Here is an 18837-nt window from a genome sequence, read left to right on the forward strand (position 1 = left end):
CATCGATTTTATTTACACCCAGTCGACTCCTGAATATAACTTAGTGATAATCAATGACGCATTGTCCCAAATCATTAAGCGTTATGAATACTAGAAAGATAATCCTACTTATCGTCTTTGTCATAGGCATAATTGTCCTATGGTTCATGTCTTCTTTTGCAACTCGCAATGCCTGTGAATATGCAAATTCCAACTTAGAATACATTAAAAGTAAGATTCAGGCGGCCATCGTTGCCAAGGATCTGCAAATGGCAAAATACCATGCGTACAAAGCGCTTAATGGTATTGAAAAAACCAGAGCCAACTTTGTGGATTGTGGTTGCGAAGGAACCATTGAAAGTTTGGAAGGCACTTCCTATGAGTTAAAACAGGCTACGAAGGCTGACAACCTTGAAACTTCCAAAAAATCGCTGCATTTGGCATTGGAAAGCACCATGATCGGGATAAAAGTATTGCGGATATTTGAACAAGAAGTGTCCAGTACTTATGGAAATGATATCCTTGTGCTCAATACCAAAGATGCCCTGAATGATCAAGATGGAATGTTCTTGACACCAACCCATACGATACGACAACAAGTGCATAGCTGCTTGTTGGGTTTTGAAACTTCGTTGGATAAAGTTGTCAATGAAGTTGAGTGCGAAGAAGCCCATCGATTTGTAAACAATATTTACGAAGAAGCTAGATTGGTCTTGCTCAACACGGAACTTTCTGAACATAAAAAACAATACCACCAACGTGTGATGACCTTGTCCCAAGAAGCACTTAAACGCTTGGGAGACTGTACTGCCAAGTAATTATTTACTGGCAAAAAGCTTCACGTCTTCTTCGGAGACCTCTTTTCCTCCAAGAATGATCAAGCGTTCCACAACATTACGGAGTTCCCGGACATTTCCTGTCCAGTCATATCCTTTGAGCAACTCTATGGCTTTTTTGGAAAAATCCTTTTGTGCGGTTCCTTGTTCCGAGGCTATTTTATCAGAAAAATGCTCAATGAGCAATGGAATATCATCACGTCTCTCGTTCAATGCGGGCACTTTAATCAAAATCACAGCCAGGCGATGGTATAGATCCTCCCGGAACTTACCTTCTTCAATCTCCTTTTTTAAATCTTTATTGGTAGCGGCCAGTACGCGTACATCAACACTAATGTCTTTGTCCGAACCAACACGGGAAATTTTGTTTTCTTGAAGTGCTCTAAGAACCTTGGCTTGGGCCGAAAGGCTCATATCTCCAATCTCGTCAAGAAAAATGGTCCCTTTGTTGGCCGTTTCAAATTTTCCTGCTCTATCCTTTACTGCAGAAGTAAATGCACCCTTTACGTGTCCGAAAAGTTCGCTTTCTATCAATTCTGATGGAATCGCGGCGCAGTTCACCTCAATAAATGGAGCTGAAGAGCGATTACTTTTTTGATGCAACCAATGGGCCACCAACTCCTTACCGGTACCGTTTGAGCCTGTGATCAACACTCTTGCATCGGTAGGAGCCACTTTTTCAATCATGTCTTTTATGGTGCCTATCCCCTCACTCTCGCCAATCATCTCGTAATTCTTGGAGACTTTCTTTTTCAGGATTTTGTTTTCCACCACAAGCTCCTTTCGGTCCAAGGCATTACGAACCGTGGTCAGCAGTCGATTTAAATCTGGAGGTTTTGAGATGTAATCAAAGGCACCCAACCGCATTGTGTTTACGGCGGTATCCAAATCCCCATGACCAGAAATCATAATGAATGGAATTTCAGGTTTTATCTTTTTAGCAGCCTCCAAGACTTCAACGCCATCCATTTTAGGCATTTTAATATCACAAAGGACCAAATCAAAGTCGTCCTTTTTAATGGTCTCAATGCCACCTAGTCCATCTTCTGCTTCCAGAACCTCATAGGTATCGCTCTCTTCGACCAAAATTTTCACCAAAACTCTTCTAATGGCGGATTCATCTTCAATAACCAAAATCTTCGGCATAGTTCGTTGTTTTAAAAAATTCCTATTTTGAACCCAGTCCTAATATAAAGATTTGACTCGTTATTCAACAAAAAAACATCGCCTTGATCGTCATTCCTGAGCTTTCCTTCTTGTTCAATGGATCGGCCGGCCATTAGAAAAAGGGACATATTTTTGGTAAGGTTGTATTGATATCCCACAGTGGCCACCAAAGCCGTCAGTGATATTTTGGATGCAACCTGATTGTCGGGCAAAATGATATTGTCCTGGATATTCATAAAATACCCATCCAAGAATAATGCCATTTCCAACGAATGCTTTTTGCTGATGTAATGATTAAAGCTCGTTTTTGGAATTCCCAGGGTATACGACCACTTCGGATGAAACCTCCGGTAGTAGTTGATCAATGGCAAGGGAACGGGCAGACCGGTTGTACTGTTATAGGTCAAGCCCAGCACGATTCTAAACGGTTTATCCGCATTGGGTTGTTCTTTCCAAAGGGTTGCCGTTGCATTGAGAAAAAAATCATCTGTAATGGTTCCGCTGGTAAAATTGGATGCCATCCGGGGGGTGAGAATGGTAACCAAATTCCAGTTTTCATTCCACTTGGTGATGAATCCTAAGTTTAAATCAACCACATGAAAACGAATCAGTTCACTTTTATCAAATGGAAAATCACGCGAATACCCCATGTCGAACCGGTTGTATTCCATACCGGTAAGGAGGTAGTCCTTTTTAGCATTCAGTTGAATGGGCAGGTTAAAGAGTATTTTATAACGCTGGGTTTTGATACCGGTATCATTTTCTGGGATGTTCATGTAGTCAATCCTGAAAATATCGGTGCTCTGCCCAAATCCAATATGGCTATATAATATTGCAAGGGAAACCAACAGTCCCCTGGTTGCAGTGTGGTATAGTGAGGTTTTTATTTTCTTCGGGTTTTTTACTGAATAATATGTACGTCACGCTGTGGAAACGGAATAGTAACGTTATTTTCTTTAAATCTTGTATTGATTTTATAGCGCATTTCACTTTTTATCTTGGGATCGCTAAAACTATCGTTCGTAAAAAAGTGAATGGAGAACAGTAGGGCCGAATCTCCAAAGTCATCAAAAAGGACAAAAGGTCTGGGATTTTTGAGTACTTGTTTCTGTTCTGTGGCGATTTGCATCAGAATCTTGGTGACCAAATCGACATCACTTCCATAGGCTACGCCAACGCTAACACTTTCCCTTGTTGTTTTATGGTTTTGGGTATAGTTGTAAACAATATCACTGATAAACTTGTGGTTGGGAAGAATCAGTACTTTATCATCTCTCGTGATGGCACGGGTGGTTCTCAATTTTATTTCAAACACCTTACCCACTTTTCCATCAACTTCCACGATGTCTCCTACTTGCAAGGATTTATCCACAATAATGAAGATTCCCCCAAGAACATCTTTAAATAGTTCTTGCAAAGCCAGACCCAAACCAACAAAGAGGGCGGCAGATGCGGTTATGACCAAGGTAATGTCCACACCAGCGGCACTAAGTGTGACCAAAACCGCAATAAGGTAGACCACGTAATGGATGAACTTAAAAATACTGACAAACTTTTGCTTGTCTTCGCGCTCCATTTTTCGGGTAAGGAGATGGCGGAGCCATTTTAGCAAAACGTTGGCCATAAAAAGGGCAAAGGTCAAAAGCAACAGCAACCCAATAGTCATATGGATGGGTTTTTCCTCTGTCCCGATTTGGAACCCTAAATCCAGAAAATCCTTTACGGTTCCCCAGATGTCCTTTTCAATAATTTCCTTTATTTCTTTTCCCTCTTCCTGCATGTTCCTATTTATATCTTAACCATTTAACCAATTCTTTATAGGTGGGTTTTTTACCATACATTAAAATTCCAACCTTATAAATTCTTGATGCCAGCGATACAATTCCTAAGAATGTAACTATGAGCAAAGCTATGGACGACAACAATTGCCACCATGGTACTCCTCCTTCACCAACTCCTCCAGGGAGGCGCATAAGCATAACTATAGGTGAAGTTAAGGGAAATAACGAAAATCCGACAGCTATTGGCCCATGTGGATTGCTAAAAACGGAAAAGAACCCCACATAAATGGCCAACATTAAGGGTAGAATTATCGGAAAAATAAACTGCTGAGTGTCTGTTTCGTTGTCCACCGCAGCTCCTATGGCGGCATAAATGGAACTGTAAATCAGATATCCCAAAACGAAATAAATAAAGAAGGAGAAAATCAACAGCGCCCATGGTATATCCAAAATTTCTCTAGCATACATAAGCACATCACTGTCCATGGCAGCGTATTGCGACATGCCGGGCATGGCTGCGGAATTGCCGGAAAGTTCTCCCAAATCAATTCCCAAAAACGTAACAGCCAACAGTAGCAGAACGGATGCTGAAATGAGCCAAATGGTAAATTGAGTAATGCCTGCCAAGGAAGTTCCAATGATTTTCCCGAGCATCAATTGAAAGGGTTTTACAGAAGAAATAATGACTTCAATGATTCGGCTGGTCTTTTCTTCAATGACGCTTCGCATTACAAATCCGCCGTAAATAATAATGAACATCATAATGGCATAGCCAAATCCTCCGCCGATAAAAGCTTTGATTTCGTTGACACCTTTTACACTTTTTTCGCCATCAAAAGTGGCCAATTGAAGGTCGAACGGCTGCTCCACTTTGGAAAATTGGTCCGCTGAAACCCCAAGTCTTTGCAATCGGTCTTGCCGTAATTGTCTTTGAAAAACGGCTTCCAGTTGTTGAATGATTGTAGAATTTGGGTTGTCCTTTGTGAAGAGATAAGCCGATTTTGCAACCTGCTCCGCATCCTTTTCGTTCGGAAGGTGCAATAGTCCGTAATACCCCAATGCATTGGTGGAATCCTTGGCATCCTCCAAGCTGATGCCATCCATATAAAGGTAGGAAATGCCTTTTGAAGGTTTAAATTGATGCTGAAAAAAACTGCTTTCGTTAAGTATTGAGACCACACGCACCTCATCAGAGTTGATTTTGGTGAGATAGGCTATCAGCACAATCATTCCCACAATCAGCAACGGGCTCAAAATTGTCATGACAATGAACGAGCGATTTCGCACCTTGGCCAAATACTCCCGTTTTATAATCAAACCGAGCTTACCTCCCATTGTCCTTATTATTTACGGTTTGAATAAAAATATCGTTGGCCGATGGAATGGTTTCCTCAAAACGGTTGACATTGGCCAATTTCGATAATTCTGCCAAAACACCCCCAGTATCCTCCGAAGGTAATTGAATCTTAAAATCCAATTGATGCTCCATGTCATCAAACTTTGGAGCCATAATATTGAATTTATCCTCCAAGGTCTTCATGAGAGCCGCCTCATTCTGCTGCACTTGAAGTCCAACATTAAAAATATTGTTCTTGTATGCTTTTTTGATGTCAGAAAGCTTTCCATCCAATATTTTCTCTGATTTATGAATCAATGCGATATACTCGCAAAGCTCTTCCACAGATTCCATGCGGTGTGTGGAAAAAATGATGGAGGTTCCCTGCTCTTTCAACTGAAGGATTTCATCTTTGATGATGTTGGCATTTATAGGGTCAAAACCACTGAAGGGTTCATCAAAAATCAAAAGTTTAGGTTCGTGCAGCACAGTGACAATAAACTGTACTTTCTGCGCCATTCCTTTGGAAAGTTCTTGGATTTTCTTGTTCCACCAATCGCCAATATCCAAACGGTCAAACCAGTATTTCAATCTGGTTTTGGCCTCTGTTTTAGATAATCCCTTTAAACGGGCCAAATACAATGCCTGCTCCCCCACCTTCATACTTTTGTAGAGTCCACGTTCTTCTGGAAGATATCCAATCAAAGAGATGTGTCTGGGAGCCAAAGGCTCACCATTGAACAAAATCTCGCCAGAATCTTGATAGGTAATTTGATTGATAATCCGAATAAAAGAGGTTTTTCCGGCCCCATTTGGGCCCAAAAGACCATAAATGCAATTTTTAGGTATGTTGAGTGAAATGTTGCTCAGCGCAGTGTAGTTTCCGTATGTTTTGGAAACATTTTTGGCAACAAGGATATGATCCATGTAAACTATTTTTTCAAAGATATGTATTTGGTGAATAAGACACTATCCTGTAAAAACAAAAACCCACCCTTAAAGAATTCAAGGATGGGAAAAAAATTGCTATGAAAAAGAAAATTAGATATTGGTCACCCAACATCAGTTTCAAATATACGTTTTTTATTTAAACAGAAATATTTTTATTGTTACGAGAACATGTCTTTTACCTTTTCAAAAAAGGATTTATCTGATTTTTCGGGCTTTGGGATGAAATTTTCATCGTTCTGCATGCGCTCAAAAAACTCTTTCTGCTCTTTATTTAGCTCTTTTGGAGTCCAAACATTGACGTGGACCAACAAATCCCCACTACCATAACCATTGATACTGGTGATTCCCTTACCTCGCAATCGCAATATTTTTCCAGATTGGATTCCGGCCTCCAACTTTATACGAACCTTACCTCCGATAGCGTCTATTTCTTTGGAACAGCCCAAAACCGCTTCGGAAATACTAATGTATAGATCATAGTGAAGGTTATCCCCCTCTCTTTTTAAGGTATCGTGCTCAACGGTTTCAATAGCGACGAGCAAATCTCCGGGAATTCCATTTCCAGGAGCTCCGTTACCTTTGCCGGCCACTTTTAACTGCATACCATCCTCAACCCCTGGCGGAATCTTAATGGAAACTGTTTCTTCCTCAACCTTCAATCCTTGGGCATCGGCACCTGCAGGTCTTTGATCAATAGACTGACCGGAACCGCCGCAAGTGGTACAAGTAGTCGCAGTCTGCATTCGACCCAAAATGGTATTGGTAATCTTGGTGATTTGACCGCTTCCATTACAGGTAGGACAGGTTTTATAGGTTACGCCTTCAGCCTGAACCTTTCTGCGGACCTTGACCTTTTTCTCTACGCCATTGGCCACTTCATCCAAAGTCAGTTTTACCCGGATGCGAAGGTTACTTCCTTTGACCCGACGTTGTCCGCCTCCGCCAAAGCCTCCGAAACCGCTAAAGCCACCGCCAAAAGCACTACCAAAGATATCCCCAAACTGACTGAAGATATCATCCATGTTCATGCCTCCACCGCCAAAACCGCCGCTGCCATCGAAGGCTGCATGACCGTATTGGTCATATTTGGCACGCTTGTCGGGGTCGCTCAAAACTTCATAGGCTTCAGCCGCCTTTTTGAACATTTCCTCGGCCTTGGCATCGCCTGGGTTTTTGTCTGGGTGGAATTCAATGGCTTTTTTCCGGTAGGCCTTTTTTATTTCAGCCGCGGATGCACCTTTTGAAACTCCTAATATGTCGTAAAAATCCTCTTTCATACACGCTTAGTTTCCAACTACCACCTTGGGATGTCTAATGATTCGGTCTCCCAGTTTGAATCCTTTCTCGATGACATCGATAATCTTACCCTTCAATTTTTTGTTGGGTGCAGGAATTTGAGTGATGGCCTCGTGGACCTCGGCATCAAAAGTATCTCCTTCGCCAACTTCTATCTGCTCCAATCCTTTTGCCTTAAGGGTCTCTTTAAATTTATTGCTGATGAGCTCCACACCTTTGAACATTTCCTTGTCCTCTGATTTAGAAAGTTCTTTCAACGCTCGTTCAAAATCGTCCATAACAGGCAATAATGACACGATTACTTCTTGCCCTGCAGTTTTGAACAATTCCATACGTTCTTTGGAGGTTCTACGCTTAAAGTTCTCGAATTCAGCAAAAAGCCTCAAAAACTTATCTTTCTCCTTGGCCAAATCTTCACGCAACTGATCCTCAGCTGATAGTTCATCCTGCGTTTCAGTTGCGTTTTCAGCATTTATATGTTCTTCGTTCAGCTCAGGATTTTCAACAGTTTGGGCATCTTGTGCTGCCTCATCCATTTCCTCAACCTTACTTTTCTTGCTCATATACGTTTATTTTATTCCTTTTTTGAAATGGCAAAAGTACTGCCAATTGTCTAAAAATGTCAAAATGTCACCACAAAACATAAAAAAATCCGCCTAAGCGGATTTATGTCCTTGTTCTTGTATGGTTTCGGATTAAACCAATTCCTTTTTAGTGGATTCAACAGGTAAGACCTCCTTTTCGCTTTTTTCGGCATAAAGCTGCTGAAGGGCTACACAAATATTGGGGTATTGAAAACCGAATCCCTCGTTTTCTATTTTTTTACTACTGACTCGCTGACTGGAAAACGTCAAGTACGCCATTTCTCCCAAGAGTAATTTTAATGCAAATTTGGGTACGTTGGGCATCCACAAGGGCCTGTCCATAGCTCTGGCCAATTCCTTGGTCATTTTGGCATTGGTCACCGGATTTGGGGCAACACCATTGTATGTGCCTTTCAGGTTGTTCTCTATGATAAAAACGAATAGTTGGGCCAAATCCTCAATATGAATCCAAGATTGCCACTGGTCTCCGCTACCCAACGGGGCACCAATAAAGTTTTTGATGGGTGCCGCCATTTGCGGTAAAGCACCACCTTCCGAGGACAACACAATACCGATACGAACTTTGGATACATTGATGTCAAATTTTTTAAAAGAATCTACTTCAGCTTCCCACTTTTGGGCCACTTCGCCCACAAAGCTGTCATCTACCTCTTTTTCGTTCTCCTCGTAAAATTTAGAGAGGGAATCTGGGTAGATTCCAATAGCCGATGCCGAAACAAAGGAATCCATCAATGAAATATCCACTTGCTCCATACCCCTATACAAGGTCCGAAGACTATTGATTCGGCTTGAGCGTATTTTCTTTTTTCGGAGCGGGGTCCATCGTTTTGCAATGCTGGCTCCAGCCAAATTAATCACGGCTCCAACATTCTTGAAACAATCCAAATCGATTTCTCCCTTATTCGGATTCCAATAATATCCTTGGTATGTTTCCGAATTGGATATTTTATCCTTGCTTGTAGTTAAATAATTTACGGCTATCCCTTGGTCGTGCAAAACTTTCACAATTGCTTGTCCCACTAACCCGGTAGCTCCTGTTATCAACACCTTCATACAATCATTTTATAACAAATTTACAAGATTAAGTGGCTGTTTTTGAGGCATTAATTTAGGTTTAACAGAAATGTTTAAACTTTAATTGATTTTAAGAGTGTTCCCATTCTACCTCTTAACACAACATTGGGAAAACATCATTTTTTAATGGCCCGGAGCATCTCCCGCTTGCCCGGGGGGCCGGGAAGACGTTCCACGGTAAAGCCAACAGCCTGTAATGCCCTGCGCACACTGCCCTTGGCTGCATAGGTGACCAAAACACCATCTTTTTTGAGGGCCGTGAACATTTTTTCAAAAATTTCCTCTGTCCAAAGCTCAGGTTGAACGCGGGCACCAAAAGCATCAAAATAGATAAGGTTAAACAAATCCGCGTCATTTATGTCCAGAAAGTCCTTTTGTTGTTTGCACAGCGAAAAGTTACTGGCAATAGCATGGTTCTCCTCCCAAAGGGATTGATGCATTTTTTCAAACAGTGGTTGATGGTCTTCTGCGTGAAGTTGTGAACAATAATCCAGTTCGTTCACTTCATCCATGGAAACTGGATAGGCCTCCACCCCAACATAGTCCACTTTTAATTGTTGCTTTGGCGCTTCCAAAAGAGTGATGAGTGCATTCAACCCAGTCCCAAAACCGATTTCCAAAATATGGATGTGCTCATTTTGGAACAATCGTAGTCCATGTTCAATAAAAACATGATAGGCTTCTTGGATGGCACCGTGTTTGGAATGGTACTGTTCGTCCCAATCCTCAATCTGGATGGTCTTTGAACCATCTCCTGTGGTTATGATTTTTCGTTTCAAACTTAATTTTTGATGAGTACCCCGTCCGCTTCAAAACGGAGAATGTGAGCGGGCTCGGTAATCTGGGCTATTTCTTCTTCCGAAGCACCACTATCCTTTGCGTAGTGCTTTTGGTCCTCAACAGACATTTCTTCCAAAAAAGCCAGTCCATTCATAAATACCGTTTTCTCCGCTGCGTCCTTCGGCACAAAAAAACCATAGTCTTTAAATCGTACAAAAACTTCATCCCCAGAATCCAAAGCAACGTTCATCCAACAGCCTTTGGCTTGGCATACTTCTGTAATTTTTCCGGTCATTTGTGTCATGACCGTATCAGTAACAGCAAGTTGGGCATAAACAGGCTCTTTTTGTTGGATTCCATCTTCAATTGTGAATTTTTCTCCAAAATAACTTCCCGATGTGCCCTCTTGGGCCATTATCAAATTTGCCAAAAACAGTAAGAAAACGGTAGGATATATGTTAAAAGGTCTCATTTTTATCAGCTTTTGAGAAATTCTTGTCCAAGAATTGAAATTAGAATCATGAAATAACGAAAACTAGTGATAAATAGCTAATTTTAACTTTCCAAAAGTTATTGAAATGGAAGCAGTGATGAACAACGTAACGATCGAGAAAGCAAAGACATCAAAAATTAAGGATGTTGATTTTGACAACCTTTCCTTTGGAAGTATTTATACCGACCATATGCTCGTCTGTGATTATAAAAACGGGCAATGGCAAGCGCCAAAGGTGGTTCCTTATCAACCTATTACCCTGGACCCATCTTCAAAAATCTTTCATTATGGGCAGTCCATTTTTGAGGGAATGAAGGCATACAAAGACGAGAGTGGCAGCGTTTGGCTGTTTAGACCTTTGGAAAATTTTAAACGCTTGAACAAATCGGCCAAAAGGATGGCCATGCCAGAGCTTCCAGAATCCTATTTTATGGATGGCTTGACCACACTTTTGCATGTGGACAGCGATTGGATTCCACAAAATGCGGGTAGTTCCTTATATATACGTCCGTTTATGTTTGCTTCGGGCAATGGTTTTCATGCCTCGCCAGCAGATGAATATAAATTCATCATTTGTTGCGCCCCTTCTGGCTCTTATTTCTCCGGAAAAGTGAAGGTATTGATAGAAAAACAATATTCCCGCGCTGCCAATGGTGGTGTAGGTTTTGCCAAGACCGGTGGAAACTACGCAGGTCAGTTTTATCCAACCCGTTTGGCTGCAGAAAAAGGATATCAGCAGGTAATTTGGACCGATGACAACAACCACGAGTTCATTGAAGAGGCTGGTGCCATGAATGTTTTTGTCCGAATCAATGATACCTTATTGACCGCTCCTACCAATGACCGAATCCTTGATGGTATCACCCGAAAAAGTATTTTGGACATTGCCGAAGATGAAGGCATCAAAACAGAGATTCGCAAGGTTTCCGTTAAAGAAGTGGTGGATGCTGCCAAGAATGGTTCTCTAAAAGAAATGTTCGGGGCGGGTACCGCTGCAGTGGTATCGCCGATATCAGCCTTTGGCTATGAGGGGGTTGATTATGACCTTCCTGAGTTGAAGGACAGTTATGCTTCCTTGCTGAAAAAACGCATCACCGATATACAATATAATAGAGCGGAAGACAAATTTGGATGGCGACACGAAGTCGTATAAAACAAAAAAGCACCTTAATAAGGTGCTTTTTTTTTATTTGTCCATTATAGTTTGAATGTCTGGTTTAAAATAGTTGGGGCCCTTCAACACTTTACCATCCTCACGATAGATAGGTTTTCCATCAGCACCTAACTTGCTCATATTACTGCGTTGAATTTCCTCAAAGACTTCTTCTATTTTATATTGCATTCCATGTTCCAATATGGTTCCACAAAGAATGTACAGCATATCACCCAAGGCATCGGCTACTTCAATTAAGTCACCTTCATTGGCCGCTTCCAAGTATTCCTTGTTCTCTTCATCCATTAAATTGAAACGCAGTTTGTTCTTTTCTGAACCCAAATTTGCTACAGGCTCTTGGGAAACACCAAGGCCAAAGGAATTGTGAAAGAGTTCAACCGCTTTTATTTTACTTTCCATTGCACGTATTTTGATTTAGCTTTGCGTAAAAATATGAAATATGTTCAGCACCGGACAGTTAATCTTTGCAGTACTTTTTTTAGTGGTCTTTATTATAATTATCTCACTTTCATATAAAAAGGACAAAAAACTTCACAAAAGAAACTATAAAGGTGTGGCTTGGATTCTGATTTCCTTTGTGACTTTTATAATTTTTCTGTTTTTGATTAAGCACTTTCTCAAAAATTAACACTGACTTTGCATTCGCAACAAAAATGAGGGCTTTCACAACTAAAAAAGCACTTTGGTTCGTATACTATAGGAAAAACCGTACTTTTGTTTAACATTAATTTAGCACAACAAATGACCACATTTTTCAGCCTTCTTTTCATTTTACTTGCTATTAATGCTCTTCTGTTGATTTTTAGTGTCAACGGAGCTAGCGAAAGGTTTAGAAAACCAATTCAGAAAATTTCAGAGAACTCAATCACAAAATTATTCCCCCGCGAGACCTCTGAAACCGAATACAAGGAAGCGGTATAGTTTGTACCTTTAGGGCATGAAACAGGCCTTTCTTGTTTTTTTAGGTGGAGGATTTGGAAGCGTTCTTCGTTTCTTAATTTCCAAACCCTTAAACGTACTATCCCCTAATTTCTTCTACGGGACTTTCTTGGTAAACATTGTTGGCTGCCTGCTAATCGGATTTATTTTGGGTCTATCGGCCAGAGGCAATATTCTATCCTATAATACAACTCTTTTTTTGGCCACTGGGTTTTGTGGCGGCTTCACCACTTTCTCTGCTTTTGCTTTTGAAAAAAACTTTCTTTTAAAGAACAGTGAACTTCTCCATTTTTCTATTTATATGATTTCCAGCATCGTCATCGGTGTTTTGGCCGTAGTTTTCGGATTATGGCTATCCAAACTCGGCGAATAGTTATAAATTTCATTTTCATAGTTAATTTTTGTTAAAAACCGAACAGAAATCACACAAATCTCTGATTTTGATGTGAAATCATAATCCATATAATGTAAATGTTAAGAAAAAATCAAAAAATTTTTAACAAAAAATAGATTAAAATCAGATACCCCTAAAATATATGGGGTATTTTTTTTAGAACCATAAAAATCCCACCAATACCCTCCAATTTTTCATGGTCTTGATTGAATTACCATATATTTGAGACATCAATTAACTACTTAATTATGAAAAAAGTCGAGGCAATTATTAGAAAATCCAAGTTTGATGAGGTGAAAAAAGCGCTCCATCAAATTGAGGTTAACTTCTTCAGTTACTGGGATGTAACCGGAGTTGGAAATGAGAAACAAGGACATGTGTATCGTGGTATTTCCTATAGTACCAGTGATATACAGCGTAGGTATTTGGTTATCGTAGTATCAGATGACTTTCTAGACAAAACCGTGAATGTATTATTGGACACAGCGGGCACAGGAAATGTGGGAGATGGGAAAATTTTCGTCTCAGATGTGATTCAAGCGTACAGAATCAGGACTAAAGAAAGCGGTAGTGCTGGAATCAATTAAAAGTATAACCAAAAACTCAAAAACTTAGATTATGATTTTACAAGAACAAGAAGCAATAGATAAAGCCGTAGAAGCAATCACTGCTGATATGGGCGCTTTGTGGATATTGATCGCGGGCATTTTGGTGTTCTTTATGCAAGCAGGATTCACATTAGTGGAAGTTGGCTTTACCCGCAGCAAGAACTCGGGTAACATTATTATGAAAAACCTTATGGACCTTGCCGTTGGTTCGGTAATGTTCTGGGCCGTAGGTTACGGTATCATGTATGGTAGCGGACTTGTGGGCGGAGGATTCTTTAGAACCAGTCCTGCTGATCAAGGGTACTTCTTTTTCAGTGCCGATGATTGGTACAACCTATTCTTCCAAACTGTATTCTGTGCAACAGCTGCAACAATTGTATCTGGAGCCATCGCCGGAAGAACCAAATTTTCAACCTATTTGATTTTCTCAGCAATGATGACCACCCTTATCTACCCTATCTCAGGTAGCTGGTACTGGCCATTTGATGATGATGCTTGGTTAAACACTGCCGGTTTCATCGATTTTGCTGGTTCATCCGTTGTACACGCTGTAGGTGGTGGTGCCGCTTTGGTTGCTGCTATCATGGTAGGTCCAAGAATCGGAAAATATGTGGATGGAAAGGCTCAGGCTATTCCTGGTCACAATATGATGTTCGGTGCCCTTGGGGTATTTATCCTTTGGTTGGGATGGTTCGGATTTAACGGAGGTTCCCAATTGGCTTGGGGTGGTGATGATACCATTGCTGCTTCCAGTGTAATCATCAACACAAACTTGGCTGCTGCCATCGGTGCCATTGGAGCTTTGTTCTTCACATGGGCAAAATATGGTAAAGCTGATATTTCCATGACCTTGAACGGTGCTTTGGCCGGATTGGTAGGTATTACCGCCGGATGTGGTGCTGTTAGCGCTTGGGGTGCATTGGCCATTGGTCTTATCTGTGGTATCGTAGTAGTGCTCTCCATCGAGTTCATCGACAAAAAATTAAAGATTGATGATCCCGTAGGTGCTATTTCTGTACACGGAACCTGTGGTTTCCTAGGAACAGCTTTGATTGGATTCTTCGCCTTGGATGGTGGATTGTTCTATGGAGGTGGTGCCAAATTACTATGGGTACAAACCTATGGTTCTTTGTCCTATATCCTTTGGGCAGCTCTTGCAACCTTCGTTGTATTGTTCATCTTGAAGAAGACCATCGGACTTCGTGTTTCTGAGAAAGAAGAAGTGGAAGGTTTGGATATCCATGAGCATGGTATCGAAGCGTATCCAGAGCACATTTCCCAGGATAAATAAAATTTCACAACACAACTCATATAAAAGGAAACGGAGCGTTCTGCCAAACGCTCCGTTAAATAACCTTTTCAAACACAACTCACAATTAAACAACTCTGTCCTAAACAAGGACAACTTAAAACGATTATGATATGAAAACGATTATAAATACAAATTTCGTAAAAAATTTAGCTTTCGCCGCATTGGCATTGATTTCTGTTAGTGCTTTTGCACAGGAAGAGGAAGAAACCGCCCCAAAGTTTAGCTTTAGTGGTTCTGTAGATGCATATTACCGAGCTAACCTAACAGCTCCTAACGATGAGGAGGCCATTGCCCCCGGTTCTTCGTTCGCCAATTTGCCTGGTTTTTCATTGGGTATGGCCAATCTGGTTGCTGCTTACGAAGGTGAAAAAGTAGGTTTTGTAGCTGATTTGGTATTCGGTCCTAGAGGTACGGATGCTGTTTTTGCTTCACCAATGTACTCCATGACTGGTGATATCATCAACCAATTGTATGTGTACTGGAATGTAAGTGACGATGTTACGTTGACCTTTGGTAACTTCAACACCTTCTTGGGTTATGAGGTTATCTCCCCAGTGGCCAACTTCAACTACAGTACTTCTTACCTATTCTCTTATGGACCTTTCAGCCACACTGGTTTGAAAGCTGATTTTGACCTAGGAAATGACTGGTCTGCCATGTTGGCCGTAATGAACCCAACCGACTTGACCGAGTTCAATCCAACCGGTGATTATGCGGTAGGTGCACAATTGGGATACTCTGGACAATTCTTGAACTTTGTATACAGCCAAAGCAGCTTTGAAATTGACTTTACTGGTGGTTTTGATGTAACCGAAGATTTCTTCTTGGGCATCAACGCCGCTCACTTTAGCGCTGATGACAATGCAGGTAGCTTTACAGGTGTTGCCCTTTATCCTCAATTGGCCACTTCTGAGAACTTCACACTCGGTTTAAGAGGTGAGTATTTTATGGAAACAGATGAATTTGGTGCCATTGGTGACGTATTTGATGCAGATGGTGACGCAAGTGTTTTTGCCATTACTTTAACAGGAAGTGCTACTATCGGAGACCTTATTCTAAAACCAGAAATTCGTTTGGATAGCGCCTCTGAAGATACATTCATCGACAATGATTTGGCTCCAACAGCAAGTTTAGCTTCTGTATTGTTTGCTGCAATCTACTCTTTCTAGGCCCAAGAAATAAAATTTTAATGCTAATAGAAAGCCTTACTCCCCCGGGATTAAGGCTTTTTTAGTCTTTACTAAAATCTTTCACTCCTGCTCTCACATTAGTTCTCAAATAATTTTGCCTTGGCACTAGAGGGCAGGAGTACTTTTTATTGTACACACAATACGGATTGTACGCCTTATTAAAATCGATGACCAACGTATCTCCTTCAGGAATGGTCAAATCTATATAACGTCCTCCCCCATACGTTTCATTTCCATTGGTTTCATCCAAAAAAGGCAAAAAGAGATAATCCTTATATTCTTCTTGGTCCAGTAATCCCAAACTTTGGTATACCTCCAATTGATGCTCTTTTCCATTCAAGGTAAAATGGGCAATACCATAAACCACTTCCTCTGTTTTTCTATCCGTAGTAGTGGGATTTAGAAAGGGAACAGCATCCGGAGTTCGCACAAACTTGGCCTTGACCACATACGCTGTATCCGGTTTGAAGAAATCCAACGTCTCAAAATCCTTTCGATACCTATCCGGTAATGGAGAGGTCTCGGGATCCTTATAGCTTGCATTCAATTCTTTTTGAAATTCCAAAATATCAGCCACCAAAGGTGAATCCGGTTCCGCTGCAGTCGTTTCATCGTGATACTTTTTGCCCCTTCCACAGGACATCATCAGAATCGCTAAGACCAAAATTGAATACTTCATGGGTGTAATTTTACCGCAAAATTAGCAGAAATCATTCTTAATACTACCTTAGTGTCATTATGATGAAAAACATACTCCTACTAAGTCTACTCATTTTCGTATCAGGATGTTCGGAAAAGAAAACACCCAAAGTTGACCATAAAACCACCGAAAGAAGGTTGCCAGAAATCCAGCCAAATCGATACAACACTGCCTTTTTGATCATGGACGGGACATACAATACGGAGTTCACCGCCCCTTTTGATATTTTTCAGCATACCCAATACCGAGAGGGCATCAAGGCCATGAACACCTTCACGGTTGCCAATACCTTGGAACCCATTACCACCTTTGAAGGCATCCGAATCCTGCCCGATTTTGACTATACACAAGATTCCATTCCCAATATTGATATTTTGGTGGTGCCCAGCGCAGAGCATCATTTGGACACAGACCTGCAAGACTCCTTGATGCTGAATTTTGTAAAGAAAGCGTCAAAGGATGCTCTTTTTGTTACCTCACATTGCGATGGTGCCTTTGTTTTGGCCAAAGCCGGATTGTTGGATGACGTGGCGTCCACCACTTTTCCGAGTGATATTTCAACCTATAAAAAGATGTTTCCCCAGCTGGATGCAAAAGACAGTGTTCTTTTTGTCCATGATGGAAAGTTCATTACCTCCGCAGGTGGGGCCAAAAGTTTTGAAGCCGCGCTCTACCTCTGCGAGTATTTATATGGAAAAGAAATAGCGCAATCCATAGCCGGCGGATTGGTCATTGACTGGAATTTGGACGATGTTCCCCGATTTATTGCTCAATAATTTCGTAGCGGGAATCCTTTAGATACTTTTCTACCATAGTATTAAACTCAGAGGTAATCCGAAGTAATGCTGTATCTTCCAAATTATACAGCTTATCCTTATCCTTAAATCCTTTTTTAAGAGCCTCCTCCAAATAAAATAGAGCGGTTCCAAAATCCTCATTTTTTGCACTGAGCGAAATGGTTTTCAGGTAGAACTCAAAATTATCAGGTTCCAAAATGGTCTTCAGCATATACAAAAAGGCCAGGGCATCCTCATCAATCACTTGCCCCGATTGCACAAGCGCGATGTTGTCCTCAGCAAGCGCATTTAAAAATCCTACCAAGCGATTTCCCATCTCCTTTTCATGGATATTGGAACCTTTGATGAACTTATCCAGCTCCGTCATTTGATAATTCCACCAACCCAAATTCTTGAAGTTGTGCGCGAACATATCCTCTTCCATATCATATTGATAGTTCTCTTTCATCAATATTTCTTTGGAAAAAGCGGCATTTTCCGAACGCTTCATGGCTCTATATTGTTTGTCTCGACGGAGTTCTTTTTGCACTTCCCGAAGGGAATCCAGATTCTTATGGGCACCGTACATGGACATCATTTCGCCCAAATATTGTTCCGCCCAAATCAATTCACCGGAATTTTTCAACCGATTTACTTTGGCCACATCCTCTTGATAAGCCGCTTCAACATATGAGGAATCAGTAGGAATCCATTTTCTTCCCATGGCGCCCAACGTAAACAATTGGAGTCCTTTTTGCAGGTATGTTATTTCTGGCCAAGCACTTTTCTGCTCATGCAACAACACCTGATTCGGAAATTTAAATCGATCCAAGAGCTTTTCATCATCCAACATGGTGGTATAGTTGTAGTCATTTTTACTGACCACACCGATAAAATGGAAAGGGCGTTTAACATTCAACAAATCGGTATTGGTCAAAGAGGCCCCCATGGAAAGCGTACCGTTTATTCCCTTTATAAATATGGGCACAAGCCCAGCGAAACGGCCGCCACTGGCAGCACCTGCGGTGTAAATGCGCTCTTTTTGAATAGGCAGCATATTCACGATTTCTTCCAAAACATTGTTGGTCACGATCATATTTGTGGTCAATGAAACCGAATCGCGAACTTTTGGAGCGGCCAACAGATATCCTTCCTCTTCTGCAGCGGCCACGAATATGGACAATGCCTGCCGTTCCTTTCCATCCAAATCAAAAACGAGCAGCAAGGGCCACTGTTTTTCCACAGAAAAATCTCGGGGCAAATACAAGGAAAATGAACTGGGTATGGAATCTTGGACGGGTATGGAGTCCATAATCTCGCCCTTTTTTAATACCATTTGTTGCGCGGAAATCGAAGTCAAACAAATAAAGGAGAGAAATGCGAGTAGCTGTTTATTTTTCATAATTCTATCATAGCAAAAATCTGGCCAAAACAAAGCTTGGTTCC

Annotated in this window: 20 protein-coding genes; 7 read left to right on the plus strand and 13 right to left on the minus strand. The window is 41.1% G+C overall.

The window, feature by feature from the left end; genetic code table 11:
- Positions 1–83: 83 nt before the first annotated feature.
- Positions 84–797 (plus strand): hypothetical protein, encoded by a 714-nt coding sequence (locus ACFSJE_RS15440; protein WP_379831767.1) that lies wholly within the window; start codon positions 84–86, stop codon positions 795–797.
- Here the strand turns inward: ACFSJE_RS15440 and ACFSJE_RS15445 are convergent, their stop codons facing one another.
- From ACFSJE_RS15445 to ACFSJE_RS15490, 10 genes are all read right to left on the minus strand, one after another.
- Entirely contained in the window at positions 798–1961 is a 1164-nt protein-coding gene (locus tag ACFSJE_RS15445; protein ID WP_379831768.1) for a sigma-54-dependent transcriptional regulator, read from the minus strand.
- 11 nt (positions 1962–1972) lie between these two features.
- Positions 1973–2830 carry a DUF6268 family outer membrane beta-barrel protein gene (locus tag ACFSJE_RS15450; RefSeq protein ID WP_379831769.1) on the minus strand — a complete coding sequence of 286 codons (858 nt, stop codon included), beginning with the start codon at positions 2828–2830 and terminating at the stop codon, positions 1973–1975.
- A gap of 53 nt (positions 2831–2883) precedes the next feature.
- Positions 2884–3762, minus strand: coding sequence for a mechanosensitive ion channel family protein (locus ACFSJE_RS15455; protein WP_379831770.1), 879 nt, complete (start codon positions 3760–3762; stop codon positions 2884–2886).
- Positions 3763–3766: 4 nt separating this feature from the next.
- Entirely contained in the window at positions 3767–5098 is a 1332-nt protein-coding gene (locus ACFSJE_RS15460; RefSeq protein ID WP_379831771.1) for an ABC transporter permease, read from the minus strand.
- Positions 5088–6026, minus strand: coding sequence for an ABC transporter ATP-binding protein (locus ACFSJE_RS15465; protein ID WP_379831772.1), 939 nt, complete (start codon positions 6024–6026; stop codon positions 5088–5090). The genes ACFSJE_RS15460 and ACFSJE_RS15465 overlap by 11 nt, the downstream gene beginning before the upstream one ends.
- Before the next feature lie 182 nt (positions 6027–6208).
- Positions 6209–7327, minus strand: coding sequence for a molecular chaperone DnaJ (gene dnaJ / locus ACFSJE_RS15470; RefSeq protein ID WP_379831773.1), 1119 nt, complete (start codon positions 7325–7327; stop codon positions 6209–6211).
- A 6-nt stretch (positions 7328–7333) separates the two neighbouring features.
- Positions 7334–7909 (minus strand): nucleotide exchange factor GrpE, encoded by a 576-nt coding sequence (locus ACFSJE_RS15475; protein ID WP_379831774.1) that lies wholly within the window; start codon positions 7907–7909, stop codon positions 7334–7336.
- Positions 7910–8041: 132 nt separating this feature from the next.
- On the minus strand, positions 8042–9004 hold the full coding sequence (locus tag ACFSJE_RS15480) for a TIGR01777 family oxidoreductase (RefSeq protein WP_379831775.1): 963 nt from the start codon (positions 9002–9004) through the stop codon (positions 8042–8044).
- Positions 9005–9141: 137 nt separating this feature from the next.
- A complete protein-coding gene (gene mnmC2, locus ACFSJE_RS15485) occupies positions 9142–9804 on the minus strand; it encodes a tRNA (5-methylaminomethyl-2-thiouridine)(34)-methyltransferase MnmC2 (protein WP_379831776.1) in 663 nt (220 codons plus the stop codon).
- Between the two features lie 2 nt (positions 9805–9806).
- Positions 9807–10277: a DUF4920 domain-containing protein gene (locus ACFSJE_RS15490; RefSeq protein WP_379831777.1), complete on the minus strand. Its 471-nt coding sequence runs from the start codon at positions 10275–10277 to the stop codon at positions 9807–9809.
- A 106-nt stretch (positions 10278–10383) separates the two neighbouring features.
- On the opposite strand from ACFSJE_RS15490, the gene ACFSJE_RS15495 reads away from it, so the two are divergent.
- Positions 10384–11451 (plus strand): branched-chain amino acid aminotransferase, encoded by a 1068-nt coding sequence (locus ACFSJE_RS15495; RefSeq protein WP_379831778.1) that lies wholly within the window; start codon positions 10384–10386, stop codon positions 11449–11451.
- Positions 11452–11484: 33 nt separating this feature from the next.
- Here ACFSJE_RS15495 and ACFSJE_RS15500 read toward each other — a convergent pair whose 3' ends face one another.
- On the minus strand, positions 11485–11871 hold the full coding sequence (locus ACFSJE_RS15500; RefSeq protein WP_379831779.1) for a pyrophosphohydrolase domain-containing protein: 387 nt from the start codon (positions 11869–11871) through the stop codon (positions 11485–11487).
- A 538-nt stretch (positions 11872–12409) separates the two neighbouring features.
- Between ACFSJE_RS15500 and crcB the strand changes: the two genes are divergently transcribed.
- The 4 genes from crcB to ACFSJE_RS15520 all read left to right on the plus strand — a co-directional run bounded on the left by crcB (position 12410) and on the right by ACFSJE_RS15520 (position 15894).
- On the plus strand, positions 12410–12784 hold the full coding sequence (gene crcB, locus ACFSJE_RS15505; protein WP_379831780.1) for a fluoride efflux transporter CrcB: 375 nt from the start codon (positions 12410–12412) through the stop codon (positions 12782–12784).
- Between the two features lie 269 nt (positions 12785–13053).
- A complete protein-coding gene (locus ACFSJE_RS15510; RefSeq protein WP_036379337.1) occupies positions 13054–13392 on the plus strand; it encodes a P-II family nitrogen regulator in 339 nt (112 codons plus the stop codon).
- A 31-nt stretch (positions 13393–13423) separates the two neighbouring features.
- Entirely contained in the window at positions 13424–14704 is a 1281-nt protein-coding gene (locus ACFSJE_RS15515) for an ammonium transporter (RefSeq protein WP_379831781.1), read from the plus strand.
- A 131-nt stretch (positions 14705–14835) separates the two neighbouring features.
- Complete coding sequence (locus tag ACFSJE_RS15520) at positions 14836–15894, plus strand: porin (protein ID WP_379831782.1); 1059 nt, start codon at positions 14836–14838, stop codon at positions 15892–15894.
- Between the two features lie 61 nt (positions 15895–15955).
- On the opposite strand, the gene ACFSJE_RS15525 is transcribed toward ACFSJE_RS15520, so the two are convergent.
- Entirely contained in the window at positions 15956–16594 is a 639-nt protein-coding gene (locus tag ACFSJE_RS15525; protein WP_379831783.1) for a DUF1684 domain-containing protein, read from the minus strand.
- Positions 16595–16656: 62 nt separating this feature from the next.
- On the opposite strand from ACFSJE_RS15525, the gene ACFSJE_RS15530 reads away from it, so the two are divergent.
- Complete coding sequence (locus tag ACFSJE_RS15530) at positions 16657–17391, plus strand: DJ-1/PfpI family protein (RefSeq protein WP_379832301.1); 735 nt, start codon at positions 16657–16659, stop codon at positions 17389–17391.
- Here the strand turns inward: ACFSJE_RS15530 and ACFSJE_RS15535 are convergent.
- Entirely contained in the window at positions 17378–18703 is a 1326-nt protein-coding gene (locus ACFSJE_RS15535; RefSeq protein WP_379831784.1) for an alpha/beta hydrolase, read from the minus strand. The two genes, ACFSJE_RS15530 and ACFSJE_RS15535, sit on opposite strands and share 14 nt — an antisense overlap.
- Positions 18704–18837: the final 134 nt, after the last annotated feature.

Source organism: Flagellimonas iocasae, assembly GCF_042682725.1.
Lineage (GTDB): Bacteria > Bacteroidota > Bacteroidia > Flavobacteriales > Flavobacteriaceae > Flagellimonas > Flagellimonas iocasae.